Genomic DNA, 26846 nt, shown 5'->3' with positions numbered 1-26846 from the left:
CCATGCAAGCCCGCGTCATCCTGACCGACATCGAAGGCACCACCAGCAGCATCTCGTTCGTCAAGAACGTGCTGTTCCCCTATGCGCGCAAGGCGTTGCCCGCGTTTGTCGCCGAGCATGGCCAGCAGCCGGACGTCCGCCGCTGGCTGGATGCGGTGGCTACCGAGATCGGCGGTGCCTGCCAGGACAGCCTGGTGGCCGAAACGCTGCAGGGCTGGATCGACCAGGACCGCAAGCACACCGCACTGAAGGCGCTGCAGGGCCTGATCTGGGATGAAGGCTACCGCCGCGGCGACTACACCGCGCACTTCTACCCGGAAGTAGCGCCGGTGCTGAAGGGCTGGCACGCTTCCGGCCTGCCGCTGTACGTGTACTCCTCCGGTTCGGTGCCGGCGCAGAAGCTGTTCTTCGGTTTCAGCGATGCCGGTGACCTCAGCCCGCTGGTGTCGGGCTGGTTCGATACCGAGATCGGCGGCAAGCGCGAGGCCGACAGCTACCGCCGCATCGTGCAGTCGATCGGCGTGCCCGCCGGCGAGATCCTGTTCCTGTCCGATGTGGTGGAAGAGCTGGATGCCGCCCGTGAAGCCGGCCTGCAGACGCGCTTGATCGACCGCCGCGACGACTACCCGATGCCGCGCACCGGCCAGGCCGCCAATGGCCACGAGCGGGTCGAGAACTTCCAGCAGATCCAACTGTAAAAAAGAAAGGTGTGCGGACCAACGGTCCGCACCTACCCGGCTCTGCTTCTGGTAGTTGCCAACCTTGGTTGGCATACGGCCGATGTGTCAACCAAGGTTCACACCTACCAGAACATGGTTCACCTGCCCTCATCGATCGTTGAGGGTTTTCACCTTCAGCGCTTCGCGCAGGGTAACCAGATCCACCGGGCCGCGTACGGCGATATCGCGGGTTTCGCCCGGCAGCAAGTCCAGCAGGTTGTCTTCGACCTGCACATCCAGCGCGCCGAAATCGATCCACGCCGCGCGCACGTAAGCCGCGCTTTCCAGGCGCAGACGGTAGTGATCGCCTTCGATGGACAACGTGGCCTTCAGCTTCTGCCGCGGCAACACCTGGTCCTTGGCTTCGACGAATCCGACCACCTGCCGCGCGCTCACCGCCCCGTTCTGCAGCAGCTCGAACACGGCCACCGTGCGCTTCGGGTCGGCACCGGCCAGCAGCTCGGCATCGCGGAAATCACCGATCGAGGTCACACCCGACGCCGCCAGCGTCACCGCGTCCTCGCGACGGCGCAGCACCTTCCCTTCCACGTCCATCACCCGCAGCCGCCAACGTGCATCCAGCGCCGCACCGTCATTGATCAGGCGTACCCGCGTACTGCCCTCATCGCGCAGCGCCGCTACCGTGACCGGCGCGAAGAAGCGCCGCGCGGCGAAGTGCAGCGCCTTCCAGCGACCGAAGTAGTCCACGCTGGACCATGAAGCACCCGGCCAGACATCGTTGAGCTGCCAGTACAGCGAGCCCATCGTGTACGGCCGCGAAGCGCGATGGTGCAACGCGGCCAGCGCGATGCCATCGGCCTGCATCACCTGGCTGAGGTAGACAAAGTCCTCGAAGTCCTTCGGCGTGCCGTAACCCAGTTCGATGTAGTGCAGCAGGCGGCTGTTGCCCTCGCCGGCCATGAATTTCTGGTGCGCGCGGATCACCGGGCTGTCGATGCGCTGCTCGGCGCGGGTGGCGATCTGGTCCACGGTGGCCACCGACGGCCATGCCTGCAGGCCGTACTCGGACATGAAGCGCGGCGTCTCGCGCAGGTAAGCCTGCACCGGCAGCGCCGGATTGCCCCAGACCTGCCAGTAGTGCTTGTCGCCACGGGTCGAGTCGTTCGCCTTTTCGTCCAGGTCGTTGCTGGGCGAGCTGGACCAGTACGGCACGCCCAGCCCCTCCTCCCCCACTACCTGACGCAGATCATTGCCGAACAGGTCGACATAGCCTTGCCAGACCTTCGCTGCAAACGCAGGGTCGGCTGCCTTCAGGTCGCGACCGTGGCCCCAGTCCTTCCAGGCGGTTTCTTCCTCGTTGTTGCCACACCACAGCACGATGCTGGGGTGATGGCGCAGCCGGCGCACATTGTCGCGTGCCTCGGCCACCACGCTGGCACGGAAGGCCGGATCGTAGCCCGGCTGCATGCCACCACCGAACATGAAGTCCTGCCAGACCAGCAGGCCCAGTTCGTCGGCGATGTCGAAGAACGCATCGTCCTCGTAGTAGCCGCCACCCCAGTTGCGCAGCATGTTCATGTTGGCGTCGCGTGCGGCGGTCAGCACCTGGCGCAGGCGCGCGGCGTCGACCCGTGCGGGGAAGGCATCGAACGGAATGACGTTGGCGCCCTTGGCGAAGATCTCCACGCCGTTGATGACGAAAGCGAAGCCCTGCCCGCCCTTGCCGTCTTCCTCGCGGCGCAGTTCAACCGTGCGCAGGCCGATGCGCTGCTCGCGCACCAGCTCCGGCGCGCCACCTTGGTCCAGGCGGGCCCGCACCGTGTAGCGGTCCTGCGCGCCGTGGCCGACTGGCCACCAGCGCCGCGGATCGGCCAGTTCAACCGGAACCTCGATGCTGTTCTGGCCGGGCTTCAGCAGCACCGTGCGCTGCACCTGGGCCACGTTGCGGCCCTGCGGATCCTGCACATCCACATTCACCACGGCCGAGCCCGCCGCCGCACCCTGCTCCACTCGCAGCAGCACGGCCAGCTTCGCCTGCTCCGCGCTCAATGCATCCGTGCGCACCGCAAGATCGGTCAGGCGGTGCGCGTCCCAAGCCTGCAGATCGATTCCGCGCCAGACGCCGGCGGTGACATAGCGCGGACCCCAGTCCCAGCCGAAGTGGTAGGCCGGCTTGCGCGCGAAGTTGCCGACCATCGCGTCCTTCGGCTCATCGCCATACGGCGACGGGTAGTTGCCAGCGATCTTGTGCGGCATTGCCTGCACGCCCGGCAGCAGGGTGCGGATCGGCGAACGGAACACGATCTGCAGTTCATTGTTGCTCGCACGGAGGCGGCCTTCGACCCGGGCACGCCACGTGCGGTGTGCGTTGTCCGCGCGCAGCAGCGGCTTTCCGTTGAGGCTGACTTCGGCATAAGTGTCCAGCCCGTCGAAGCGCAGTTCGGCATTGGGCTTGGCCAGCATCGCCGCGTCCATGTCGAAGCGCGCGCGGTACTCCCAAGCCGCCAGGCCGATCCACTGCAGTTCGGCCTCGGGCGCACCGACATACGGATCACGGATCAATTCGTGAGCCAGCAGGTCGGTGTGCACGCTGCCCGGCACCGTCGCCGCCCGCCATTGCTGCAGGCCCGGATGGGCTGCACCCTGCGCGTCGCCGGGCAGCATGCGGAACTCCCACTGTGCCTGCAGCGGCGCTGCAGCTACCGGGAAGGAGGAGGCTGCAACCAGCAGCAGGAGCAGACGGACAACGAGGGGAAGGCGATGCACGGGATGCTCCTGTTTTTCCGCCGGGCATGGCCCGGCGCTACCAATTCAACACGCCACGGTAGCGCCGGACCACGTCCGGCGAGCGCGCAGCGCGGCAGACCTCAACGCACGACGTTCAACACTTCGTAGCATGCACCCATGGTGTGGTAATCCACCTTGCCGGCCGGGCTCTTCTCGTCGCTGTACTTGCGATTGTCGGCATCGAGGATGCGGAACCAGGCGCCGTACCGGTGATCGACGAAGTGTTCCCACGAATACGCCCAGATACGCTGGTACCACTTCCAATAGCGGTCATCGCCGGTACGCTTGGCCATCAGTGCGGCGGTCGCCAGCGTCTCCGCCTGCACCCAGAAATACTTGTCGTCGTCGCAGACGAAACTGTCGCCACCGATCGGGGCGCCATCCATGCCCGGCTGCCGGCGCGATTCCGGCGCGAAACCGTAGTACAGGCCACCCCGCGCCTCGTCCCAGCTGCGCGCCACGGCCACGTCGAACAGGTGCTGCGCGGTCGGCACCAGCCAATCGGCCTGCACATGGCGGTCCAGGATCAACAGCAGCTTGGCCCATTCGGTCTGGTGGCCCGGCTGGAAGCCCCACGGGCGGAACAGGTGCTTGGGGTCATCCAGGTTGTAATCCCAGTCGATCTCCCAGTTGGAATCGTAGTGCTCCCACACCAGGCCACCGGCCTTGGCGGCCTGGCGGCGGGTCATGTTGTCGGCCAGCTGCAGCGCGCGCTCCACATAGCGCTGTTCGCCGCTGGCCTCGAAGGCGGCCAGCATCGCCTCGCACATGTGCATGTTGGCGTTCTGGCCACGGTAGCCGGTGAAATTCCACTGCCCATCGGCTTCGTCCTTGTAGAGGCCGTGCTGCGGCTCCCAGAAACGCGCTTCCAGCAGCTGCCAGGTCTCGTCCATCCATGCGCGGGCCTGTTCGAGACCGGCCTTCAGTGCGCAGCTGTAGGCCAACAGCACGAACGCCACGCCATAGCAGTGGTTCATGTCGTCCTCGACCTTGCCATCGCGCAGGGTCCAGGCGTAGCCACCGGTGGCCGGATTGCGATGCACCTCGCGCAGATAGCGCACGCCATGCTCGACTGCGTCGCGGTATTCGGCGTTGCCGAACTCGCGGTATGCCATCGCGTAGTTGAAGACGAAACGGGTGCTGCTCACCAGGTGGCGGTGGCTGGCATCGTAGATGCTGCCGTCATCACGGAAGTAGTGGAAGAAGCCGCCGTTCGGATCGATGCAGCGCGGGTGGTAGAACGCCATCGTGTCGGCGATGTGCGCACGCAGGAACGCGGGTGAACGGAAATCGGGCGAGGTGCTCATGCGGTAATGTCCTGGTCCTGCAGCAGCTGCTGCACTTCATCGAGCGAGGGCATCGCGGCGAACGCGCCCTTGCGGGTAACAGCCAGAGCGCCGACCGCGGCACCGAAGCGCAGCGTGGCGGTGATCGCCTCCGGGTCCTGGCAGAACGCTGCAAAGCCTGCACCGGCCCCGCCACGCTCCAGCAGCCCAACCAGCACGCCACCGACGAAGGCATCGCCAGCAGCCGTGGTGTCGACCGTGGCCACGCGGAAACTGGTGACCGTGCCGTAGTTGTCGCGGGTGTACCAGTGCAGCGTGGCCGCACCGTCGGTGACGATGACCCAGCGCGCCTGCGCGGCCAGCAGGCGCCGCAGCACCGTCGCCTCGCCGTCACTGCCCAGCGGCGCGGCCAGGTAGTCCAGCTCCTCGCGCGACAGCTTGACCAGGTCGGCACGTTCCAGCGCCTGCCACAGGCGCGGCGTCGGGTCCTCGTTGGCCGGCCACAGCGCCGGGCGCAGATTGAGGTCCAGGCTGACCACCGCACCGGCGTCACGGGCGCGCTCCATGCCGGCGAAGGTCGCCTCGGCAATGGCCGGCTCGGTCAGGCTGTTGGAGCAGACATGGAAGCACTGCGCGCTGTCGAAGCACGCGGCTTGGAAGTCGCTGTCACGGAACAGCAGGTCGGCCGCCGGTGGGCGGTAGAAACTGAAGCTGCGCTCGCCGCTGGCATCCAGCGCGACGAAGGCCAGCGCGGTCTTTGCCGCATCGGTACGCACGATGTAATCCGTGCCCACGCCGTGCTCGGCCAGGCTGTCCGCCAGGAAGTCACCGAACATGTCTCGGCCCAGCATGCCGACGAACTGGGTCTTCGCCCCCAGTCGCGCTGCCGCCACCGCAACGTTGGCCGGCGCACCGCCGGCGTACTGAAGGAATGCGCGCGGGGTGTCGGCCGAGGCCGGCGGCTGCGCTAGTAGATCGATCAAAATTTCGCCGAAGCAGACAATGGCACCCATTCCGGACTCAGCCTCCCTGCGTTGCGGAAGCCGGCGTACGTGCGCCGACCAGTCCGTAGAAAATGATGTAGCCGTAGCACAGCAGCGGCAGGGTGAAGCTGGCCTGCACACCGATGTGGTCGGCCAGCACGCCCTGCAGGTACGGCACCACGGCACCGCCGACGATGGCCATGATCAGCAGGCTGGAGCCCTTGTTGGTCAGCGGCCCCAGGCGCTCGATGCTCAGCGCGAAGATGGTCGGGAACATGATCGAGTTGAACAGGCCGATCGCCACCACCGAGTACAGCGCGATGCTGCCAGAGGTCAGCATGGTCGTAACCAGCAGGGCCACGTTGACCAGCGCGAAGATCGCCAGCAGGCGGCTGGGCGAGAAGCGCGCCAGCAGCGCCGAGCCGGCGAAGCGGCCAATCATCGCCATCGTCCAGTAAGCCGACACGTAATGGGTGGCCTCCTGTTCGCTGAAGCCGCCGATGTTGGGCATCGACAGGTAATTGACCAGGAAGCTGCCGATCGACACTTCGGCACCGACGTAGAAGAAGATGCCCAGCACGCCCAGCAGCAGGTGGCGCTTGCGCAGTGCATCCAGGTAGCTGTGGTGGTGACCCTGATCAGCCTGCTCGGTGGCGTCGCTCAACGCCGGCAGGCGGAACAGGAACACGAACAGCGCCAGCAGTACCAACGCCACCGCCAGGCCCACGTATGGACCCTGCACGGCCTGCGCCTCGGCGGCACGGTAGGCCAGCTGCTCGGCGGCCGGCAGCGCCGCGATGTCATCGGCACTCTTCACCGTGTTGGACAGGATCAACATGCCGCCAAAGATCGGGGCGATGGCCGTGCCCAGCGAGTTCAACGCCTGCGCCAGGGTCAGGCGGCTTGAGCTGGTCTGCTCCGGTCCCAGCAGTGCGACGTACGGGTTGGCGGCGACCTGCAGCACCGTGATGCCGGTCGCCAGCACGAACAGTGCACCGAGGAAGGCGCCGTAGACGCGCAGCTCGGCCGCGGGCCAGAAACCCAGTGCGCCGATACCGGCGATCAGCAGGCCGGCCACGATGCCCTTCTTGTAGCCCAGCGCCGCCACCAGGCGTCCGGCCGGCAGCGACATCAGGAAATAGGTGCCGAAGAAGGTGAACTGCACCAGCATCGCCTTGGCGTAGTTCAGCTCGAACACCGCCTTCAGGTGCGGGATCAGGATGTCATTGAGGCAGGTCAGGAAGCCCCACATGAAGAAGATCGTGGTGACCACGGCCAGCGCCTTGCCGTTGGTGACGGCGGGTGCGTTGCCCGAAGAACCCGATGGACGGGGCGTTGCGGAGATCGGCATGCGGTACGCGCCTCGATGCGCGGAAGGTCGTTGTTGCGTGGAAGGGATGTATGAAAGGAATCAGTTCGGTCGCGCGGCACTGCTTTCGCGGATGCGCAGCTGCACCGGCGCGACCGTGCGCCGCGGCGGCGCATCCGGTTCATCCAGTCGTTGCAGAAGCAGCGCCGCAGCTTGCCGGCCACGCTCGCGCGGGTCGGCGGTCAACGTGGTCAGTGGCGGCACTGCCACCGCAGCCTCGGAAATATCATCGAAACCGGTAACGGCAAAATCGCCGCCCGGACGGATGCCACGCGAATTCAGGCCCAGCATCAGGCCCAACGCGACGGTGTCGTTGTAGCAGACCGCCGCACTCGGGCGATGGCCGTCGGCAAACAACTCATCGGTGCGCGCGGCGGCTTCCAGGCGGTTCGGTGCAGATTCGATCATCCAGCCCGGCGGCAGCGACAGACCGGCCTCGGCCAGCGCCTGCTGGAAACCGGCACGGCGCTGGTGGCACGAACTGGATGCGGCGTGGCCGCCGAAGAAAGCGATCTGGCGATGGCCGCGCTCGATCAGGTGGCGCGTGGCGAGATAGGCGCCGTGCTGGTTGTCGAGGGTGAGGAAATCCCAGTCAGCCCCTTCAAGCTCGCGGTTGAACAGCAGCACGTTGGCATTGGCACCCAGCGCCTGCCGCAGCAGCGTGGTATCACTGCCCTCGGCCGGCGACAGGATCAGGCCGGCCGGGGTGTGCTCCATCAGCGTGGACAGCACCGCCTGCTGGCGCTCCGGCGATTCGCCGGTGCTGCCCAGCAGGGTCACATAACCACGCCCGCCCAGCGCCTCATCCACACCGGATGCGAATTCGGCGAAGAACGGGTTGGACAGATCGTTGATCACCAGCGCGATGCTTGATGACGTGCGCCGGCGCAGGTTGGCCGCCGCGCGGTTGTAGACATAACGCTGGCGGCGCAGTTCGGCCTCGACCTTGGCGCGGGTATCGACGTTGACCAGTGGGCTGCCGCGCAGCACCAGCGACACCGTTGCCCGTGACACGCCGATGGCACGCGCGATGTCGGTCACCGTCACCGCCTTGCCGGCGCGTTTGCTGGGACTGCTGCCGTTGTCGTTCATCGTCTTCCCGGACTCCGCTGGATGCTCAAGCCTAATGGATCAGGGACCTGTCGTGCCGTGCCGTTCGCTGGGTCACCGCGAACGGCACAGTCCGTCTCAGCGCAGCTGGCTACCCGGTGCCGCGCACCAGGATACCGGCAGGTCCTTCACCGCAGTGCCCCAGCCCTGCTCCGGCGCCTTCGCGTCGAGCGCGAACTGCAGGCGCGGGCCCTGCTGCAGCTGGTTCCAGTCCAGCCAAACCGGCGCATGCGGCTGGCCATCGACCTGCACGCCCTGCACATACTGCAGACGGCGGCCATCGGCACCCGGCGCGTCGATGCGCAGCGTGCGGCCATTGCCCATGTCCACTTCCACCTTGCTGAAGCGCGGGGTGTGCAGCAGGAACTGGCCACTGCCCGGCACCGCCGGGTACACGCCGATGGCGCTGAACAGGTACCAGGCCGACATCGTGCCGAGGTCATCGTTGCCGGTCACGCCGTTGGGGGCATTGGTGAACAGCTGCTGCGCCGCACGCACCACGGCGGCGGTCTTCCACGGCTGGCCGATCAGTGTGTACAGCCACGGCGCGTGCAGGTCCGGCTCGTTGTTCGGGTTGTAGCGGAACTGGTTGTAATAGCTGTACGGCCCGACCACCCAAGCCTTGCGGGCGGCATTGAGCGGGTCGGCCTGCAGCGCGTCCATCGCGAAGAACGCATCGAGGCGGCGGCCGGCCTGTTCGCGGCCGTCCATGGCTTCGACCAGGCCCGGCACGTCCTGCTGCGCCAGCCACTGGTACTGCCACGCCGTGCCTTCATGGAAACCGTGATGCGAGCGCGGGCTGTAGTGGCCATCGGCCGGGGTGTACCACTGGCCATCCTCGGTACGCGGGCGGGGGAAACCGGTGAAGCCGGTCTCGGCGTCACGCACCTGCGGGTCCCACACCTTCCGCCAGTTGCGGCCGCGCTCACGCAGCGTCGCCGCGTCCTGCGCATGGCCGAGGCCATCGGCCATCTGCGAAAGCGCACAGTCGGCCAGCGCGTATTCCAGCGTCGCCGAACCGCCGTGATGCGGATCGACGTCCATGCCCTTGGACGGGAACGCGCGGTCGTAGACCACGTAGCCCTTGTCCAGATAGGTCGGGTTGCCGGAGCGGCCAGCCATGCGCGAGTCCAGCGGCGGCGTGCCGAACGCGTTGCGGCGCAGCGCATCCCAGGCCTGCGATTCACGGCCCTTGAGCGCGCCGAAGCGCCACAGATCGACCATGAACGGCGTAACCGGATCGCCGGTCATGATGTTGGTCTCGAAATTGGCATAGCCCCAGCGCGGCAGCCAACCGCCCTGCTCGTCGATCGCCAGCAGGGTACGGCCGATGTCACGCGCCACGTCCGGGCGGGTCAGTGCCAGCCACTGGTTCTGCGCGCGGTAGGTATCCCACAGCGAGAAGTACTCGTAGTAGGTCCAGCCGTCGGCACGGTGGATGCCATCGTCATAGCCACGGTAGCGGCCGTCGGCGTCGTTGCCGGTCATCGGCTGGAGCAGCGCGTGGTAGACCGCGCTGTAGAACACCGCGCGGTCGTCGGCGTTGCCGCCCTGCACACGCACCCGGCCCAGCTGCTCACGCCACGACTGCTGGGACAACGCACGCATGCGGTCGAAACCGAGCAGCGCTCCACCCTGCATGCCATCTGCGCGCAGATTGATGCGCGCGCCTTCGGCATCCACGTGCGAGATTGCGCTGACCGCCGTCACCGACTGGCCCTTGGCCAGGTCGAAGGTCAGCCAGGCACCGTTCGGCTTCTGCTCGCCTTCCATGCTGTGCCGCGCACCCGGCAGGCCACCGCCCTCGCCCCAGGTGCCATGCGCCTTGAACGGACGGTCGAACTCGATGCGGAACCAGGTGGTGTACTGATGACCGCCACAGAAGCTCTTGGTCACCAGCTTGCCCTCGACTACACGGTCGCCGACCACATCGACCACGCTGCCGATCACTGAATGGCGTTCGTTGGCCTGGCCGACATTGACGAGGACGTGGCCATCGCCGCTGCGCTGGCTGAAGGTGTAGCGCTCGGCTGCGGCACGGGTGCGCGCGGTCGCCTCGGCATCGATGCCGCCGTAGCTGGTCAGGCGCACCTTGTAGTAGCCAGCCTGGCCGATCTCGCCGTCATGGGTGTAGTTCGAGGCATACGTCTTGTGGTCGAATTTCTTGGGGTTTCCGGTATCGAAATCGCCGCCCGGGCCGATCGAGCCGGTCACCGGCAGCACCGACACCTGGCCGCCCTGTTCCCAGCAGCCGGCACCGGAGATGAAGGAGTGGCCAAAGCCACGGATCTTCTCGTCGTCATAGCGCCAACCCGAATAGTGGCTGCCGATCGGGCTGACCTGGATCAGGCCGAACGGCGCCGACGCGCCCGGGAACGTATTGCCGTCGTCCTTGCTGCCGATGAATGTATTGACCTCCCGCTCCAGCGCTGCCGGCGCGGCCTGCAACAGCATCGGCATGGCCGAAAGTGCCAACAGGCAGGCCAGGCGCGCCAGCGGGCGCGAGGTCGATGGGACGGCGGGAGCGGACGGCACTGGGCGCATGTCGGGTTCCTGTAGTCGATGACGCGGAGGCAGACGGCCGGGGTCGTTCGGCACCGTTCCGCTGAGTCCCGCCGTGACTGGCAGAGAGCTCCCCCTGGAATGACGCCCGACCCGCGCGGTCGTGAATTTAGATCGATTCAAGTAGACCATGCAGGTTCAGCCGAATGCATTCTGCGGCGCAGCATGAGGGGGGGTGTTCGGCAGGGCTGCGCCCTGCACCTGCTCCGAGCTGGAGCAACAGCAACAGCAACAGCAGAAGCTGGTTTCCTGTGGGGAGTCGGGGTGGGTCCGGTTGCGGGGGACGCCGTAAACCCGTCCCTGGGGGCTTGGCCGCGGCATCCATGCCGCGGACACCCCCGCAACCGGACCCACCCCGCCTTCGACAGATCTCTGCGGTCTGTGGATCCACGCCATGCGTGGATGAATCTCTCACAGATAACGAAACAATCGGGGGTCAGATCCGTTTTCCAAAGGAAAACGGATCTGACCCCATGACCCCATGCCGCACCAAGATCAATCCAACCGTCACCGGGAAACTGTCAAAGGTGGGGCGGTGTGGGCTGGCAGGACCGTTGGCGCCATGGATGGCGCCATCGAGCCCCCAGGGGTGAGGGCGCTTTGCTTGCGAAGCACTGCTTCGCAAGCGCCCGAACGCCCAGCCGCCAGCGGCTGGGCCGGACCGCGGAGCGGGGTTTACGGCGTCCCCGCAATCCGACACCGCCCCGCCCAACCCACAGACAACCCAGAGCCGCTTTGGCTTTGGCTTTGGCTTTGGCGTTGGCTTTGGCTGTTGCCGGCCAGCGGCCGGCACTACCGCAGGTGCAGGGCGCAGCCCTGCCGACCCACCCTTCCCCTGCGCACGAAAACGATTTCACCGATTTCAGCAAACCGTCATCCCTTCGCCACGCCAGTACCATATTGCGCAGCAGCATGCGCCCACGGGCGACCCGTGCTAAAAATCGCCCGCCCATCGCTTAGATCGATCCAAGAACGACATTGCGATGGCCCGGAGTTGGGGGAGCAGCAACAGGACGTACCAGGCCACACGCGCGGTGCTCTGCCACCCACATGGCGACAGCCGCAAAGTCACTTCAAATTAGATCGATTCAAGTTGTCCGTGCCACGTCACCGGATCAATCCAGGAGAGAGGGAGAGATGGGAATGAAGCATTCAATACGTACGCATGGCCAGGACGCACTGTCGTTGGCCATCGCGCTGGCATTGGCCGCCGCCGTCATTCCGGCTGGCGCCGCCGCGCAGCAGGCCACGTCCACCGGCTCGCAGGACGCCACGACTCTGGACAGCGTCCAGGTCACCGGCTACCGCTACGCCATCGAAAAGAGCCTTGAGCAGAAGCGCGACGCCAACGCCGTTGTCGAAGTGATCACCGCCGAAGACGTCGGCAAGTTCCCCGACAAGAACGTGGCCGACGCATTGCAGCGCGTGCCCGGCGTGGTCATCACCCGCAGCGGTGGTGAAGGCAAGAGTGTCAGCGTGCGCGGCCTTGCGCCGGACCTGACCCTGACCCAGTTGAATGGCAACTACGTGGCCACGTCGGAAACCAACGACGAAGCCACCCGTTCGTTCAACTACACCCTGCTGCCGTCGAACATGCTGTCCAGCGCCGAGCTGTTCAAGTCGCCGGAAGCACGCATCGACGAAGGCGGCATCGGCGGCACGGTCATCCTGCACACCCGCCGTCCGCTGGACATGGAGTCCAACTCGGGCTTCGTCACACTGGAGGGCACCTCCTCCGATACCCACCACGATATCGACCCGCAGGCCTCGGCCCTGTATTCGTGGCACAGCAAGGATGAGCGTTTCGGCGTGCTGGTCGGCGTGACGCAGCAGAAGCGCACGACCCGTACCATGGAAGCCAGCACCGAGGACTACCAGTGGTACGGCGCCGGCAGGGCACGCGACGCCTATGGCAACGTGCAGCAGCAGGATGGCATCCACTACTGGTGGGGCAAGTCCGGCTTCAACAACCAGACCGGCGGCAACTACAGCGACTTCTTCATGCCGACCTCGGTCAACTTCGCGGTGAAGGAAGAAAAGCGCGAGCGCAAGGGCGGCCAGCTGACCTTCCAGTTCAAGCCGGTCGACAACGTCACGATGACCGCCAACTACTTCCGCTTCGAGCTGCAGGGTGACTACACCCAGAACATGCTGAAGATTCCGGAATGGAGCATGGCGCGCTACAACCAGGACGGCAACTGGGCCGGAGGCCGCCTTCTCAATGGCCTGGACTTCGATGCCAGCGGCAACACCGTCACGGGTGCCCAATTCGAAAAGCTGCCTGGAAAGACCTACTACTGCAGCGAAGACCAGGCCAAGGCCGCCGGCCTCAAGCCCGGCGGCTGGGGCCCGGACGACTGCACGATTCCGACACCGCAGCTGACCGGTGGCTACAGCAAGGAAAAGGCGCTGTCGCAGACCGCCGACCTGACCATCGACTGGGACATCAGCCCGCTGTGGAAGGCCTCGTTCACCGGTGGCCGCACCTGGTCCGAAGGTGGTCCGTCGATGAACTTCCGCATGTCGGCCAAGCCGCGCCGCAAGGTCGGCAACGACTACCTGTCCGGTAACCAGTACAGCGCATGGGACCTGACCGGCACGCCGTCTGCCACCTTCTCGCCCGACCTGCAGCAGCAGTTGATGAACGGCATCGCCGAAGTCGACACCGGCTCGACCGATTCGTCGTGGAAGCGCACCGAGGTCAAGCAGAACTACTTCCAGGCCGACGTGACCAAGCTGTTCGAGTCCGGTTGGCTGGATTCAATCCAGTTCGGTGCCAAATACCGCGACGGCAAGGTGCACCGCAACACCGGCAACACCTACTGGGTGTGCCCCGGCCGTGACCCGGCCGACTATGACAACAGCCGCTACCAGAGTGGCTGCGATCCGACTGCCGGCGATGCGCAGCCCGGCTTCTTCCTGTCCAATCCGATCAGCAACATTGCCGGTGGCTTCAATGCCAACGTGTTCCCGGGCATCAACTACCCGGCGTACATCGACTATCTGAACAAGACCTACGGTGGTTCGCACAACCGTACCGAGGAAGACTTCGTCTACAACGTCAACGAGAAGATCTACTCCGGCTACTTCCAGGCCAACTTCCGCACCGAGCGCGTGCGCGGCAATGTCGGCGTGCGCGTGGTGCGCACCAAGCAGTTCGCGCAGTCTTCCGACTCGATCGAGAAGTTCAACGACTACTTCCTGGACAACGCGTCCGGCGCGCCGATGGCGTGCACCGACCCCGCCGCTGCGGCCTACCCGACCTACAGCTGCGAGAGCGGCTTCGTGCGCCTGCCGCATGACCTGGCGCAGAGCAAGACCTACAGCCTGATCGGCGTGGACCGCACCTACACCGACGTGCTGCCGAGTTTCAACATCGCATGGGACATCACCGACACGCTGGTGCTGCGTGGTGCCGCATCGAAGGTGATCGCCCGCCCTGGCTACACCGACATCGCAGCACCGGGCGCACTGAGCTACTACAGCGAGGAGTACGTCAATGATCGCCGCGTTGCCGGTGGCGCATCGACCGCAGGCTGGGTCGGCCAGGGCAGCAACAAGCAGCTGGAGCCGTTCAAGGCCACCCAGTTCGACCTGGGCCTGGAGTGGTACTTCCAGCCGGGCGCGGTCGCCGGCGTCAGCCTGTTCCGCAAGAACGTGGACAACTTCACCCTGCCGGTGGTGCGCGACACGCCGATGGTCATCAACGGTGAAGCGGTGAACGTGCAGCGCTACGAGACCCAGGCCAATGGCCGCGATGGTGTGTCGCAGGGCGTCGAGCTGTATGGCCAGTACACCTTCGATTTCGGCTTCGGCGTGCAGGCCAACTACACCTACAACGACACCAACCTGGCTTCCATTGTTCTGGACGGGCAGGAAATCGGCTCCTCGCCGCTGGTCGGCAGCGCCAAGAACCAGGCCAACGTGACGGTCTTCTACGAGAACGAGAAGTTCCTCGCGCGCGCTTCGTTCAACCGTCGCGGCCAAGTGGTCGGCGGGCTCAACAATGGCCTCACCGTCTACACCGAACCGTATGACCAGCTGGATCTGAATGTTGCCTACAACCTGACCCCGGACTGGACCCTGACCGCCTCGGTGATCAACGCCACCAAGTCCGAGCAGCGCGTGCACCTGGGAAGCGACACCAAGGCACGCCTGATCTCCAATACCTATGCAGGCCGCCAGCTGTACTTCGGCGCTACCTGGAAGTTCTAAGGCAACACCGGGTTGCCCGGGCGCGCCCCGGTGCAACCCACGCCCCGCCCTGGCGGGGACGTTCCTCCACGGCAGCCGCGCTGGTACAGGCGGCTGCCGTTTTTCTTGCCGCCTTGCCTGTCGTTCAGCCCGGCACTTGACCCTGCCATCGTTGGAAGGTGCACACTGACTCGACCCCAAGAGCACCCAAGGAGCTACGGATGGAATTCCATGTTGAAGGCATGACCTGCGGCGGTTGCGCGCGCAGCGTGACCAAGGCGATCGAACTGGTCGATCCGCAGGCCAGCGTGCAGGCAGATCCGGCCAGCCGCCGAGTGCAGGTGCAGACCTCGGCCAGCGAAGCGCAGATCGTGGCGGCACTGACCGATGCCGGCTTCCCGCCGCGTACTGCCTGATCCCCTGTCCTGTCCCATACTGAAAAGCCCGCCGGGTACTACAGCACCCGGCGGGCTTTTTCATGCATGCGATATCGAGTCAATGCTTGTGCGTACGCCGCCGCACCGCACCAGTCTTCGCGGTATCGACCGGTACCAGCGTCCCATCGTCCTCACCCAACCGCTCCAGGATCGGGCACTCCGGGCGCTCATCGCCCGCGCAGCAGCTGATCAGCGACTTCAGCGTGTCGGCCATCTGCCGCATGTGCTCGATGCGTTGCTCCAGATCGGCGATGTGCTGCTCGGCCAGGTGCTTGACGTCGGCGCTGTGCCGCAAGGTATCGTTCCAGAGGCCGAGCAGATCGGTGATCTCGGCCACCTGGAAGCCCAGATCGCGTGCGCGGCGGATGAAACGCAGGCGGTGGATGTCCGCCTGCGAATACGCCCGGTAGCCCGACTCGGTTCTATCAGCGGCGGGAATCAGGCCGATCTGTTCGTAGTAGCGGATCATTTTCGCCGACACGCTGGAGGCTTTGGCGGCTTCACCGATGTTCATGGGTATTCCCTTCAATGAGTGACGGCGGCGGCATCCGCCATCGGTGGCTGGAAGCGGCGCAGGCGCAGCGCATTGCCCAGCACGAACACGCTGGACAGGGCCATCGCACCGGCCGCGAACACCGGTGACAGCAGCACGCCCCAGACCGGATACAGCACGCCGGCGGCCACCGGAATCAACGCGGTGTTGTAGGCGAAGGCCCAGAACAGGTTCTGCCGGATGTTGCCCAGCGTCGCCTTCGACAACGCAATGGCATTCGGCACACCCTGCAGGTTACCCGACATCAGCACCACGTCGGCCGATTCCACCGCGATATCGGTACCGGTTCCGATCGCCAGGCCGACATCGGCCTCGGCCAGTGCCGGCGCATCGTTGATGCCGTCGCCGACGAAGGCGACATGGCCATGTGTGGTCTTCAAGCGGCGCACCGCCTCGACCTTGCCTTCCGGCAGCACCTCGGCCACCACTTCGTCGATGCCGAGCTGGCGCGCGATCGCGTGCGCGGTACCAGCGTTGTCACCGGTGATCATCGCCACCTTCAGGCCAAGCTGATGCAGTGCCGCGATTGCGGCCGGCGTGCTCGGCTTGATCGGATCGGATACCGCGATGATTGCGGCCAGGCGACCGTCAATGGCGGCATACAGCGGCGACTTGCCCTGGGTGCCCAGCTCTGCCGCCAGCGCCGCAAACAAAGTGATGTCCACGCCCAGATCGCGCATGAAGCGATCGGCACCGACCTCCACCCGCGCACCATCAACGCTGGCACGCACGCCCATGCCGGTGACCGATTCGAAATCGACCATCGACGGCAGTGCAATGCCCTGTTCAGTGGCTGCATCGACGATGGCGCGGGCGATCGGATGTTCAGAGCGCGATTCCACTGCAGCCACTGCCGCCAACACTGTGCTGCGATCGAAGCCGTCCGTGATCTCGAAGTCGGTCAGGCGCGGGCGACCCTCGGTCAGCGTGCCGGTCTTGTCCACCGCCACCACCTGCGCATCCTTCAGCAGCTGCAGCGCTTCGCCCTTGCGGAACAGCACGCCCATTTCGGCGCCACGACCGGTCCCCACCATGATCGAGGTCGGCGTGGCCAGGCCCATCGCGCATGGGCAGGCAATGATCAGCACCGCCACCGCATTGACCAGCGCGAAGCTCAGCGCCGGCGACGGGCCGAAGATCAGCCAGACTGCGAAGGTCGCCAGCGCGGCCAGCATCACCGCCGGCACGAACCACAACGTGACCTTGTCAACCACCGCCTGGATCGGCAGCTTCGAGCCCTGCGCCTGTTCGACCATGCGGATGATCTGCGCCAGCAGGGTCTGCGCGCCCACCGCCGTCGCACGTACCGTCAGTGCGCCCTTCTGGTTGACCGTACCGCCCACCACGCTGCTGCCCGGCTGCTTCTCAACCGGAATCGGCTCGCCGCTGATCATCGATTCGTCGATGTAGCTGCGGCCTTCAACCACCTCGCCATCGACCGGCACACGCTCGCCTGGCCGCACTTCCACCACGTCGCCGCTCTGCACTTCATTGACCGGGATATCGACGGTGCGGCCGTCACGGATCACGTGGGCGACCTTGGCCTGCAGGTTGACCAGACGCTTGATCGCCTCCGAGGTGCGGCCCTTGGCGCGCGCTTCGAGGAAGCGGCCGAGCAGGATCAGTGCGACAATTACCGCCGCCGCTTCGTAGTAGACGTTCACCGTGCCCGGCGGCAGCAGCCGCGGTGCAAAGGTCGCGACCACCGAATAGCCGAACGCCGCAGCGGTGCCCACCGCCACAAGCGAATTCATGTCCGGTGCAAGGCGCAGCAGCGCCGGGAAGCCCTTCTGGTAGAAACGGCGACCGGGGATGGCCAGCACCAGGAGCGTCAGTGCGAACTGCAGGTACCAGCTGGCCTGCATGCCAATCGTGGCCATCACCCATTCGTGGATGCCGGGAATCAGGTGCGAGCCCATCTCCAGCACGAACACCGGCAATGCCAGCGCAGTGGCCACGATCAGGTCGCGCTTCAGTTCGGCACGCTCGGCATCCTTCTTTTCTACGGCCTCGTCATCGGACTGCACACCCGCCTCGATTACGCGTGCGTCATAGCCGGCCTTGTCGATGGCGGCGACCAGCGTCGCAGCATCCGCCACGCCACGCACCGTGGCGCGCTCGGTGGCCAGGTTGACGCTGGCCTGGCTCACGCCTGGCGCCGCCAGCAGCGCGCGCTCCACGCGGCCCACGCAGGAGGCGCACGTCATGCCTTCCACGGCCAGTTCAACGGTGGCGGCAGGTACGTCGTAGCCCACCCGCTCCACCGCCTGGATCAGCGCGGCCCGATCGACCGGGCCGGACGGGCGGATATCCGCGCGCTCGGTGGCCAGATTGACCGAAACACTGCCCACACCTTCGACCCTGGACAGCGCCGCCTCGACCCGGCCGACACAGCTGGCGCAGGTCATGCCCTCGATGGGCAGGCTGATGGTGGCAGGACTTGCGGAGGCGGCAGCGGCGCGGGGCGTGCTCATGATCGGATTCCCGGGGTTCCTTCTGGATGCGGACAGGCTAAACCTTGCCATCGTGGGAAGGTCAAATCCAGCCTGTCCGCATGCCTGAAGGGGGCGCCGCCCCCGGCGTTCCGTTTCCGCATCCACGCATGGCGTGGATCTACCGGCGAGGTCGGTCTCTTCAGAACGTGAACACATACTCCAATGCGAGCTCACGGCCGACCGCGCTCAGCAACCGGGTCGGGGCGAAGTCATAGTCCAGCTTGTACGGATCCTTGTGGTTCCAGCTGGCGGAGTTGAAGGCGTTGTTGACGTACACGTTTACCTTCGCGTGTTCGGTCACCTGGTAGCCCACGTTGAAGTTCCAGGTGATGAACGGCCCCACTCGACCGTAGTAGCGCGCCGTCTGCTGCCCGGCATTGGGGTTCGGGTTCGGCGAGCCATCCGGACGCGTTGCCGGCTCCAAGCAGTTCAGCGACGGGCTGTCGCTGGGCACGTAGCCATCGGCGAACGGCAGGCAGCCGCCGGGGTTGTCCAGGCGGTCGGTGCCCCAGTGGTAGCGCACGCCCGGCACCGAGCCCACGCGGTCGGCATAGACATTGGCATTCCAGTTGCCGCGCTGCCAGGCCAGGCTCGCGCGCAGCTTGCTGCGCAGGTCGCGGTCGCGGCGTTCCGGGTTCGGGTCGTTGGCGTAGCGCTGTTCCTTGGTGGAGATCTGGTTGGTGTAATTCACACCCAGCTGGAAGCTGCCCCACTGCGCGGTCTCCAGACGGTAGCGCGCGGTCAGGTCGACGCCACGCACTTCGCGGCTGGCCAGGTTGAACGGGCCGCGCTCGATCGACACCAGGCGCCCGTTGCTGTCACGGTTCACGCGCGCCAGGATGCCGGCGCAGTAGTCGCCACCGGCCGGATTGGCCCATGGCGTGCCATCGATGTTCTTGCCGGTCAGGCAGCCCGCCTCGCTGGCCAGCACCTCATCGGCGCCGACGTCGACGATCATGTCTTCCAGCTTGATCGCCCAGTAGTCGGCGCTGACCGACAGGTTGGGCATCACGTCCCAGACGAAGCCGACCGTCCACGAATCACCGGTTTCCGAGCGCAGCAGCGGCGTGCCACGGCGGTTCACGTCGAAGGTGTACCAGACATCGGTGTTGCCCACGCCACAGTTGTTGACCAGGTAGGCACCGCTCTGGATGCAGCGCAGGCGATCATAGGTCTGCACTTCGGAACTGCTCGGCTGGCCCAGCAGGTAGTGCATGTCCGGCGCGTGGAAGCTGGTGGCATACGAGCCACGCACCAGCAGCGATTCGACCGGGCGCCATTCCAGGCCGACGTTCCAGGTGGTTTCCTTCTGGCTGCCGATATCCAACGCTTCACTGCTGTCATCGGCCTTGTAGTTGCCATAGCGGTCGTAGCGTGCGGCCGCGGTGGCCGTCACGCTCTCCAGCAGCGGAATCTTGAACTCGACGCCCGCTGAATACCGGGTGCGCTCGCCACCACCGCGGTCGACGTTCTGCAGGTCGAAATCGATGCCGGCGCGTGGGTCCGGGCTGAGGTGGTAGCCCTGCTGCGCGACTTCAGCTACCGCTGCGAACGAGATCGGGCCTGCCCAGCCCTGGAACAGCTCGCCGGTGATATCCGCCGAGGCCTGGTTGACCCACGATGACGCGCGGTTCCTGGCCACCGTGCCCATCTGCCAGTATTGGTCCGGCGTGAGCGGATTCCACCAGCGCGATTCGTTCAACGCGTAGATCGCCTCGCCATCGGGGGTTGTGCCCAGGCGCGGGCCGAGGAAGTAGTCGTACGACTTCTGCTCGTCCACCACGTTCTGCCGTTCTTCCACGCGGTAGTAGGAACGGCCCACCGAGGCGCTCCAGTCGAAGCGATCGGCAAGGCGGCCACGCAGGCCTGCGCTCCAGTCCCAGGACAGCTCGCGGTTGGTGTTGCGCAGGGTATCCAGGCCACCGACTTCGTTCGGAGTGAACTGGCGCACGCCCAGGATCGGGCGGTTGCGGTTGGCATCCCAGTAATAGCCGTTGTCGTCGTCGATCAGCGAGACGCTGGGCGGATTGGTGCCCCAGATCGCTTCGGAGTGGTACACCGCCAGGTTGGTCCAGGCCTGCAGGTCGCTGCTGAAATCGAAGGTGGCGTAGAGGTTGCCGGAAACATTCTCGGCGCCGCCGGTGAGCAGCCAGTTGGCGTAGTCGGCGCTCATGCCGCACAGGCGGCCGGTGTTGGTGATGGTGTTGGTAGCGTAGTTGTAGACCAGCCGATCGGCAGTGTAGTACTCGCCGTCGAACTTCTCGCAGGTGCCTGCAGGCGGTGCCAGGCGCTGGCCGTTGGTCGGGTCGATCAATGCCAGGCCCGAGGTGGGGCGGAAGCCGACCCTGCGCTGCTCCATGTTCCAGGAGGGATACGGTGCGTCGTCGGCGTCGTCCATCTGCGGTCGGTCGCGTCCGAACAGCGGATCGCGCTTGGTGTACTGCAGCGCGTAGGTCACGCTCCAGTTGTCGCCGGTCTTGCCGCCGGCCCAGGACAGGTCCCAGGTATCTCGTCCACCTTCTGTGGAGGTACCGCCACGCACGCGCACTTCGTCGCCGTCGTAGTTGGTCTTGAGGATGACGTTGACCACGCCGGCGATCGCATCCGAACCGTAGATGGCCGAGGCGCCACCGGTCAGCACTTCGATGCGCTCCACTGCTGCGGCCGGAATGTTGCCGTAGTTGGAGAAATTGGTTTCGCCGCCGTAGGGCAGCGGGTAGTCGGCCACACGGCGGCCGTTGACCAGCAGCAGAGAACGGTTCGGGCCCATCCCGCGCAGGTTCAGGCCACTGGCGTTGGGCGTGTGCGAGCCCCATTGCGAGGCGGCTTCAACGGTGCCGGTCGCTTCGGTGAGCGTCTTCAGCGCGTCATACACGCTGACGAAGCCCTCTTTCTGGATCTGCTGCGCGGTGATCACGTTGACCGGGGCCGGGCCTTCGACACTGGCGCGCTTGATGCGCGAGCCGGTGACGGTGACCGCGTCGAGATCCTTGGTAGACGAGCTTGAGGCTTGCTGCGCATTGGCAGCCAGGGGAAGCAGGGCCAGGATCAGGGCCTGGGACAGCAGGTGGCGACGCTTGTGGACGATCTGAGCCATGGTGGTTGCTCTTCGAAGATGTGGACGCACGGGCGGACGGTGGCGCGGCACTACGACGGATCCAGGCGCTTGGGTCGGTTCACGACCGATAGGGCACCTCCCCTGTGGATCGATCCAAACTAAAGCACAGCTGAACCACGCCCGGCATGCGGCGGCGCAGCAACAGCCGGCGGAATGCCGCTAGCGGCCACCGACATCCATAACAATCAAATAGTTGCGACACATCACTGAAAGAACGGCGCACGAAGTAGTGACACGATCACGACAACCGCGCGCGGAACGGTTTTGTCCGTGATGCCGTGTACGGCCGACAGCGGGTCGTTGTAGATCCGAGCCCGCGCTCGGCTGCTGTTGTTCGCCGAGAAAAGCAGCCGAGCGTGGGCTCGGCTCTACAGAAGAGGCGGGCTACCTTGCGCCGTCCAGCGCCTGCCGCAGCGCGGCCACGGTCGCGGTGGCGGTCTGGCTCCAGTCCGGGTCCAAGCCGCGCAGGGCCGGGTTCTGGAACTGCATGGCCGAGCGGCGCAGGCCTTTTGCGGACGCGTGCAGTTCGGTACAGCTCGTCTGCCGCGCGACGGTTGCGATGTTGCCCGGGGCCAATCCGGCACCTGCCATCACCGTGATACGCCCGGCCGCCTGGGTGACCAGCGCCGCCAGCACATCGACACCGGCCTCGGCGCTGACCTGGCCGCCGGAGGTCAGCACGCGCTGGCAGCCCAGCCCGATCACCTGCTCCAGCGCCGCCGGCAGGTCGCGGGCAGCATCAAAGGCGCGGTGGAAGGTCACCTGCAACGGCCCGGCCGCCTGCATCAGTTCACGGCACAGCGCCACGTCAACGCCGCCCTGCACGTCCAATGCACCAATCACCACGCCATCGCAGCCCAGCGCGCGGCACTGCGCGATGTCACGCAGCATCAGTTCGGTTTCCAGCGCGTCGTAGTGGAAGTCGCCCGGGCGTGGGCGCACCAGTACGAACAGCGGAATCGACAGGCGTTCGCGGGCAATCGCGATGCTGGCAAACGACGGCGTGGTGCCACCCTCGGCCAGGTTGTCGAACAGCTCGATGCGGTCGGCGCCGCCGGCCTGCGCGGCCAGTGCCGAAGCCAGCGAATTGCTGGCGACCTCCAGGGTCAGCCGCGTGCTCACGCCTGGCTGCTCGTGTAGATCGACGGCGAGTCGCGCAGGTCATCCTGGCGCTGCGCATCGCACACCGCGTAGACGAAGCCGCGATGCAACGCGCAGGCGCCCACCTCGCCCTGCTTGTTCATGGCCAGGAAGCACACCTGCAGGGTCTTGCTCGCCTCCGGCCGCTTGCGCACCACACGGTCGATCGCTTCGCGGCAGGCCTGTGCCGGCGAGCGCCCCTGGCGCATCAGTTCGACCACCAGGAACGAAGCGGCGTTGCGGATCATCTCTTCACCCACGCCCGAAGCAGTGGCCGCGCCCACGTCGTTGTCGACATACAGGCCGGCACCGATAATCGGGCTGTCGCCGACCCGGCCGTGCAGCTTCCAGGCCATGCCGCTGGTGGTGCAGGCACCGGCAAGGTGGCCCTTGGCATCCAGCGCCAGCATGCCGATGGTGTCGTGGTTGTCGCTGTTGCCGGGAATACCACGGCGCTCGGCGTTGATCTGCGGCTGATACTTCTCCGTCTTCAGCCACTCGCGCCAGGCCGCTTCGGCCTGCGGCGTCAGCAGGTGCTTGCGCTCGAAACCCTGCTGCATCGCGAACTGCTGCGCGCCCTCGCCCACCAGCAGCACGTGCGGGCTGTTCTCCATCACTTTGCGGGCCACCGACACCGGATGCAGGATGTCGACCAGCGCGGCCACTGCGCCACAACGGCCATCGCCATCCATGATGCTCGCGTCCAGGCTCAGCACGCCGTCGCGATCGGGGTTGCCACAATGGCCGACGGTGGGGTTGCACAGCTCGCTCTCGGCCCAGCGTGCGCCTGCTTCCACCGCATCCAGCGCGCTGCCGCCCTGCGCCAGCACCTTCCACGCGGCCTGGTTGGCCGGTACGCCGAAGTCCCAGGTCGAAACCACCCTGGCCCCACCCTGCGTGCGCGCCTGCACGCCCGGCAAAGCCGCCATGCCTGCAGCCAGTGCACCGGCCTGCAGGAACTGCCTGCGATCCACCATCTTCCCCTCCCAGTCTGCAATGCACGGCCGGCACGATGCCGGTCATGCCGATCAGTCGTGCGTGGGCTGCCGTGCGGCGTGCCAGACCGCTGCGCCGAGCACGCCCAACTGGCCGTGCTCCACGCGCCATACCGGCACCTGGCGCAGCACCTCGGTCAGCACGCCCTTGTTGAGGAAGCGCTCACGGAAGCGGCCATCGGCCAGGAAATCCTGCACATGCGCGGAAATACCTCCGGCGAGGTACACCGAGCGCGCACCGACGGCGATCGCTGCGTCGCCGGCCAGGCTGCCCAGCCAGGCGCAGAACACCTGCAGCGTCTCCACCGCCAGCGCGTCTTCACCGCTGCGGGCGGCACCGATCAGTGCTTCGGTACTGGTCCACACCGGGGTGACGCCGCGCAGCTCGCACAGGCACGGGTACAGGTTCATCAGGCCACTGCCGGACAGCACGCGCTCGTTGTCCACGTGCGCCCAGCGCTGCAGCAGTTTGCCCAGCACCTGCAGTTCCAGCGCGTTGCCGGCGCCGAGCGCGGCATGGCCGATCTCGCTGGCCAGCACCGGGCGCTCGCCATCGGCGAAACGCAGTGCCGCGCCCAGGCCGGTACCGGCGCCCAGCACCAGCGCCGGGAACGCCTGCGCCGGGTCAGCATCGCCGTTCAGTGGCACCAGAGTGGCAGGCTGCAGGTACGGGATGGCCAGCGCCACCGCTTCGAAATCATTGATCAACTGCAGCTCATGCAGCCCGGACTGCGCGCGGGTGGCCGACAGCGAGACCGTCCACGGCAGATTGGAATTGATCAGCACATCGCCATCGAGCAGGCCGGCGATGGCGACCACCGCGGTCTGCACCGGCTGGCCGAGGCCAGCGGTGAAATCAGCAAGGATCGCCGCCAGGCTGGGGTGCTCGGCGCAGGCGTAGGTGCGATGGCTGCCCAGCAGCGGCGCCTGGCCGGGTTGGGTTTCAGCCAGCGCAAGGCGGGCGAAGGTGCCACCGACATCGGCGACCACCAGACTGCGCGGAGGACCGCCGCGGGCGGAGTCGGAGGAAACCGGGGACGCTGCTGCGATGGTCACGCTGGCCTGCTTGGATCGATTGAATCGCCCCGATTCTCAGGCATCGGGGCGGCTTTGCCTAGCGCGCCGGCGGTTCAGGTTGGCCTACATGCCTTCCTGTTCGGCCACCTGCACGCCATCCACCAGCACGCGCAGCCGCTGCGGGCGGAAGCCGGCAAACAGCAGCGGCCGGGTGCGCTCGACCAGCACTTCGTGGCCGGCGATGTGGCGCAGCCACGACTGTACCAGCGAGAAGGAGAAGTGCGTGCCCGGATGCAGCGGATGCTGCACCCAGACCTTCTCGGTGGCGCTCTGCAGCAGCATCGCGCCGGTGAACCAGTGGCGGCTCAGGGTCACCGGCGTGGTGCCGGCCATGAAGCGGATATCCATGCGGGGTCCTTTCGCTGGAGAGGCCTTGCGGCGTGTCAGGGCTGGGCCGTCTGCAGGCTGTAGCGGGTGGTGGCGGTGAACACCGCGCCATCGGGCTGGGTGGAGCGTACCTCGACCTTGTGGCTGCCCACGGCCAGGTCGGTCGGCAGCGCGCCACGCCACAGGTGCGGCGACGCGGTGGCCTCCGGCGAGCGGTCGTAGCCACGCAGGCTGTCAGCCAGATCGTCGGCCACGTTCTCCACCATCAGGCGCGGGTCGGGCTGGCTGACCTGCTTCATCGGCTGCCAAGCGCCGCCATCAACGCGGTACTCAACCACGCTGGCATCCTCACCCATGTAGACGTTGGCATAGATGCCCCACGCCGGGTAAGCCCCCTGGCGCAGCACTTTCGGCGCATGCAGGCCGATCTGCTCGCTGGCCGGCTTGCCGGCCACGCGGTACTGCAGGCGATAGCTGCCGTTGCCGGCCACGTCGAGCAATGCGTAGCCCTTCGGCGTGCCATCACTCATGGTGCTGTCCGGCACGCCGGCGGCATCCTTCACCCCCGACCAGAACGCGCCGCAGTTGGCACCCACGTTGTATTCGTGCAGCGGTTTGTCGCCGTTCCAGCCGTCGGCCTTGCCGTGGTAGACGTGCTGCTGGGTGTGGCTGTGGCCGCTGAGCACGAGCACGTTGCGGAAGTCCTTGAGCAGGTCGAACAGGCGCTGGCGGTCGGCATGGCGGAAGGTCTCGCGCCCCGGCGCCGCGTCGAACAGCGGGATGTGCATGCCCAGCACCAGCAGGCGATCCTTGTGCAGGCCCTTCAGGTAGCTGGCGAGGAAGGCGAACTGGTCTTCGCGCAGGCCGCCGATGTACTTCGGCCTGGCCTTGGGGTCGTACACCACGTCGTCCAGGAACACGAAACTGGCGCCGCCCTCTTCCACCGCGTAGGTGTCCGGACCGTAGATGTTGCGCCAGCTGTCCAGCGAGTGTTCGTCGCTGGCCGCATCGAAATCGAGGTCGTGGTTGCCCGGCACATGGAACCACGGCACGCCAAGTCCGGTGGTGACCTTGTTGATCGCCGGGTAGAGCGTCAAGTCATCGTTGACGATGTCACCCAGGGTGGTGCCCATGCGCGCCTTGGTCTGGCCGACCAGCGGCGCCACGATCGACTGCTGGTAGTAGCCGATGTCCTTCAGGCTCGCGGTCTGGGAGTCGGTGAACACCAGCATCTGGAAGCCGCGCCGACTGTCATGGCGATCCGACTGCAGGGCGAAATCCCAGTTGCGGGTGACGTCGCTGGTCGCGGCGATGCCGCCGTACTTCAACGCCGGCGAACCGTTCGGGCGATAGTGCCGCCAGAACGAAGGCAGGCCGTCGGCCGCTTTCGGGAAGGAATACGCATCAGGCTTGATCACGAATACGGTCTGGCCGTCGCGCACCGGCAGGCTGTAGCTGCCGTCAGCGGCAGTCTTGACGATGATCTCGCCGTTGGAAACCTGCACCCCGGCCAGGCCCGGATCGGTCGCACCGCGGCCAGGCTTGCCGTCACGCTCCAGATACACCTTGCCGCTGACCACGGTGTCCGCGGCCCAGGCCGGCGAGGTCAGCAACAGGCAGCACAGCCACGCGGCAGGCAGTTTCATGAGGGAGATCCGGCAGAAAGAGACGCGGTATTGTAGAGCCGAGCCATGCTCGGCTGCATTGCCGGCGGGTCGTGCCGGCCGCTGGCC

At 66.2% G+C, this 26846-nt stretch carries 17 protein-coding genes; 3 read left to right on the top strand and 14 right to left on the bottom strand.

Going from position 1 to position 26846, the window contains the following annotated elements; genetic code table 11:
* Positions 1 to 2 precede the first annotated feature (2 nt).
* On the top strand, positions 3 to 698 hold the full coding sequence (gene mtnC / locus AC5P9W_RS13760) for an acireductone synthase (protein WP_021204388.1): 696 nt from the start codon (positions 3 to 5) through the stop codon (positions 696 to 698).
* Between the two features lie 129 nt (positions 699 to 827).
* On the opposite strand, the gene AC5P9W_RS13755 is transcribed toward mtnC, so the two are convergent.
* The 6 genes from AC5P9W_RS13755 to AC5P9W_RS13730 all read right to left on the bottom strand — a co-directional run bounded on the left by AC5P9W_RS13755 (position 828) and on the right by AC5P9W_RS13730 (position 10759).
* Positions 828 to 3446 carry a beta-mannosidase gene (locus AC5P9W_RS13755; protein WP_329867419.1) on the bottom strand — a complete coding sequence of 873 codons (2619 nt, stop codon included), beginning with the start codon at positions 3444 to 3446 and terminating at the stop codon, positions 828 to 830.
* 101 nt (positions 3447 to 3547) lie between these two features.
* Positions 3548 to 4774: an AGE family epimerase/isomerase gene (locus AC5P9W_RS13750; protein ID WP_111102913.1), complete on the bottom strand. Its 1227-nt coding sequence runs from the start codon at positions 4772 to 4774 to the stop codon at positions 3548 to 3550.
* Positions 4771 to 5766 (bottom strand): carbohydrate kinase family protein, encoded by a 996-nt coding sequence (locus AC5P9W_RS13745; protein WP_180832913.1) that lies wholly within the window; start codon positions 5764 to 5766, stop codon positions 4771 to 4773. The genes AC5P9W_RS13750 and AC5P9W_RS13745 overlap by 4 nt, the downstream gene beginning before the upstream one ends.
* A gap of 7 nt (positions 5767 to 5773) precedes the next feature.
* Entirely contained in the window at positions 5774 to 7087 is a 1314-nt protein-coding gene (gene fucP, locus AC5P9W_RS13740) for an L-fucose:H+ symporter permease (protein WP_180832914.1), read from the bottom strand.
* A gap of 60 nt (positions 7088 to 7147) precedes the next feature.
* Complete coding sequence (locus tag AC5P9W_RS13735) at positions 7148 to 8197, bottom strand: LacI family DNA-binding transcriptional regulator (protein ID WP_057499695.1); 1050 nt, start codon at positions 8195 to 8197, stop codon at positions 7148 to 7150.
* Positions 8198 to 8293: 96 nt separating this feature from the next.
* Positions 8294 to 10759 (bottom strand): GH92 family glycosyl hydrolase, encoded by a 2466-nt coding sequence (locus AC5P9W_RS13730; protein WP_180832915.1) that lies wholly within the window; start codon positions 10757 to 10759, stop codon positions 8294 to 8296.
* Between the two features lie 1155 nt (positions 10760 to 11914).
* On the opposite strand from AC5P9W_RS13730, the gene AC5P9W_RS13725 reads away from it, so the two are divergent.
* Complete coding sequence (locus tag AC5P9W_RS13725) at positions 11915 to 14992, top strand: TonB-dependent receptor (RefSeq protein ID WP_495219320.1); 3078 nt, start codon at positions 11915 to 11917, stop codon at positions 14990 to 14992.
* A gap of 200 nt (positions 14993 to 15192) precedes the next feature.
* Positions 15193 to 15387, top strand: a complete 195-nt coding sequence (locus AC5P9W_RS13720) for a heavy-metal-associated domain-containing protein (protein ID WP_021204511.1) — start codon at positions 15193 to 15195, stop codon at positions 15385 to 15387.
* A 79-nt stretch (positions 15388 to 15466) separates the two neighbouring features.
* On the opposite strand, the gene cueR is transcribed toward AC5P9W_RS13720, so the two are convergent.
* The 8 genes from cueR to AC5P9W_RS13680 form a co-directional block, all read right to left on the bottom strand.
* Complete coding sequence (gene cueR / locus AC5P9W_RS13715; protein WP_227852208.1) at positions 15467 to 15922, bottom strand: Cu(I)-responsive transcriptional regulator; 456 nt, start codon at positions 15920 to 15922, stop codon at positions 15467 to 15469.
* A gap of 11 nt (positions 15923 to 15933) precedes the next feature.
* The gene (locus AC5P9W_RS13710) at positions 15934 to 18435 is read right to left on the bottom strand and encodes a heavy metal translocating P-type ATPase (RefSeq protein ID WP_111103025.1); all 2502 of its coding nucleotides are present in this window, start codon (positions 18433 to 18435) and stop codon (positions 15934 to 15936) included.
* Between the two features lie 160 nt (positions 18436 to 18595).
* Entirely contained in the window at positions 18596 to 21553 is a 2958-nt protein-coding gene (locus tag AC5P9W_RS13705) for a TonB-dependent receptor plug domain-containing protein (RefSeq protein ID WP_206621939.1), read from the bottom strand.
* Between the two features lie 405 nt (positions 21554 to 21958).
* A complete protein-coding gene (locus tag AC5P9W_RS13700) occupies positions 21959 to 22696 on the bottom strand; it encodes a copper homeostasis protein CutC (RefSeq protein ID WP_206621938.1) in 738 nt (245 codons plus the stop codon).
* Positions 22693 to 23691 (bottom strand): glycosylasparaginase, encoded by a 999-nt coding sequence (locus tag AC5P9W_RS13695; RefSeq protein WP_180832222.1) that lies wholly within the window; start codon positions 23689 to 23691, stop codon positions 22693 to 22695. The genes AC5P9W_RS13700 and AC5P9W_RS13695 overlap by 4 nt, the downstream gene beginning before the upstream one ends.
* A 51-nt stretch (positions 23692 to 23742) precedes the next feature.
* Positions 23743 to 24765: a glucokinase gene (locus AC5P9W_RS13690; RefSeq protein ID WP_021202824.1), complete on the bottom strand. Its 1023-nt coding sequence runs from the start codon at positions 24763 to 24765 to the stop codon at positions 23743 to 23745.
* A gap of 84 nt (positions 24766 to 24849) precedes the next feature.
* Positions 24850 to 25134, bottom strand: coding sequence for a hypothetical protein (locus AC5P9W_RS13685; RefSeq protein WP_005409434.1), 285 nt, complete (start codon positions 25132 to 25134; stop codon positions 24850 to 24852).
* A gap of 35 nt (positions 25135 to 25169) precedes the next feature.
* On the bottom strand, positions 25170 to 26759 hold the full coding sequence (locus tag AC5P9W_RS13680; protein ID WP_021202826.1) for a calcineurin-like phosphoesterase C-terminal domain-containing protein: 1590 nt from the start codon (positions 26757 to 26759) through the stop codon (positions 25170 to 25172).
* Positions 26760 to 26846: the final 87 nt, after the last annotated feature.

This window comes from Stenotrophomonas sp. YJH_SMC_33 (assembly GCF_059372295.1).
The sequence above is the reverse complement of the archived record's forward strand: the minus strand, read 5'-3'. Positions and strand labels throughout refer to the sequence as shown.

What these genes read in the sequence shown, in the direction of transcription:
- mtnC (WP_021204388.1), top strand. Translation starts at nt 3, where the DNA reads ATGCAAGCCCGCGTCATCCTGACCGACATCGAAGGCACCACCAGCAGC.
- AC5P9W_RS13710 (WP_111103025.1), bottom strand. Translation starts at nt 18,435, where the DNA reads ATGAGCACGCCCCGCGCCGCTGCCGCCTCCGCAAGTCCTGCCACCATC.
- AC5P9W_RS13750 (WP_111102913.1), bottom strand. Translation starts at nt 4,774, where the DNA reads ATGAGCACCTCGCCCGATTTCCGTTCACCCGCGTTCCTGCGTGCGCAC.
- cueR (WP_227852208.1), bottom strand. Translation starts at nt 15,922, where the DNA reads ATGAACATCGGTGAAGCCGCCAAAGCCTCCAGCGTGTCGGCGAAAATG.
- AC5P9W_RS13695 (WP_180832222.1), bottom strand. Translation starts at nt 23,691, where the DNA reads ATGGTGGATCGCAGGCAGTTCCTGCAGGCCGGTGCACTGGCTGCAGGC.
- AC5P9W_RS13745 (WP_180832913.1), bottom strand. Translation starts at nt 5,766, where the DNA reads ATGGGTGCCATTGTCTGCTTCGGCGAAATTTTGATCGATCTACTAGCG.
- AC5P9W_RS13735 (WP_057499695.1), bottom strand. Translation starts at nt 8,197, where the DNA reads ATGAACGACAACGGCAGCAGTCCCAGCAAACGCGCCGGCAAGGCGGTG.
- AC5P9W_RS13680 (WP_021202826.1), bottom strand. Translation starts at nt 26,759, where the DNA reads ATGAAACTGCCTGCCGCGTGGCTGTGCTGCCTGTTGCTGACCTCGCCG.
- AC5P9W_RS13705 (WP_206621939.1), bottom strand. Translation starts at nt 21,553, where the DNA reads ATGGCTCAGATCGTCCACAAGCGTCGCCACCTGCTGTCCCAGGCCCTG.
- AC5P9W_RS13725 (WP_495219320.1), top strand. Translation starts at nt 11,915, where the DNA reads ATGGGAATGAAGCATTCAATACGTACGCATGGCCAGGACGCACTGTCG.
- AC5P9W_RS13685 (WP_005409434.1), bottom strand. Translation starts at nt 25,134, where the DNA reads ATGGATATCCGCTTCATGGCCGGCACCACGCCGGTGACCCTGAGCCGC.
- AC5P9W_RS13730 (WP_180832915.1), bottom strand. Translation starts at nt 10,759, where the DNA reads ATGCGCCCAGTGCCGTCCGCTCCCGCCGTCCCATCGACCTCGCGCCCG.
- fucP (WP_180832914.1), bottom strand. Translation starts at nt 7,087, where the DNA reads ATGCCGATCTCCGCAACGCCCCGTCCATCGGGTTCTTCGGGCAACGCA.
- AC5P9W_RS13720 (WP_021204511.1), top strand. Translation starts at nt 15,193, where the DNA reads ATGGAATTCCATGTTGAAGGCATGACCTGCGGCGGTTGCGCGCGCAGC.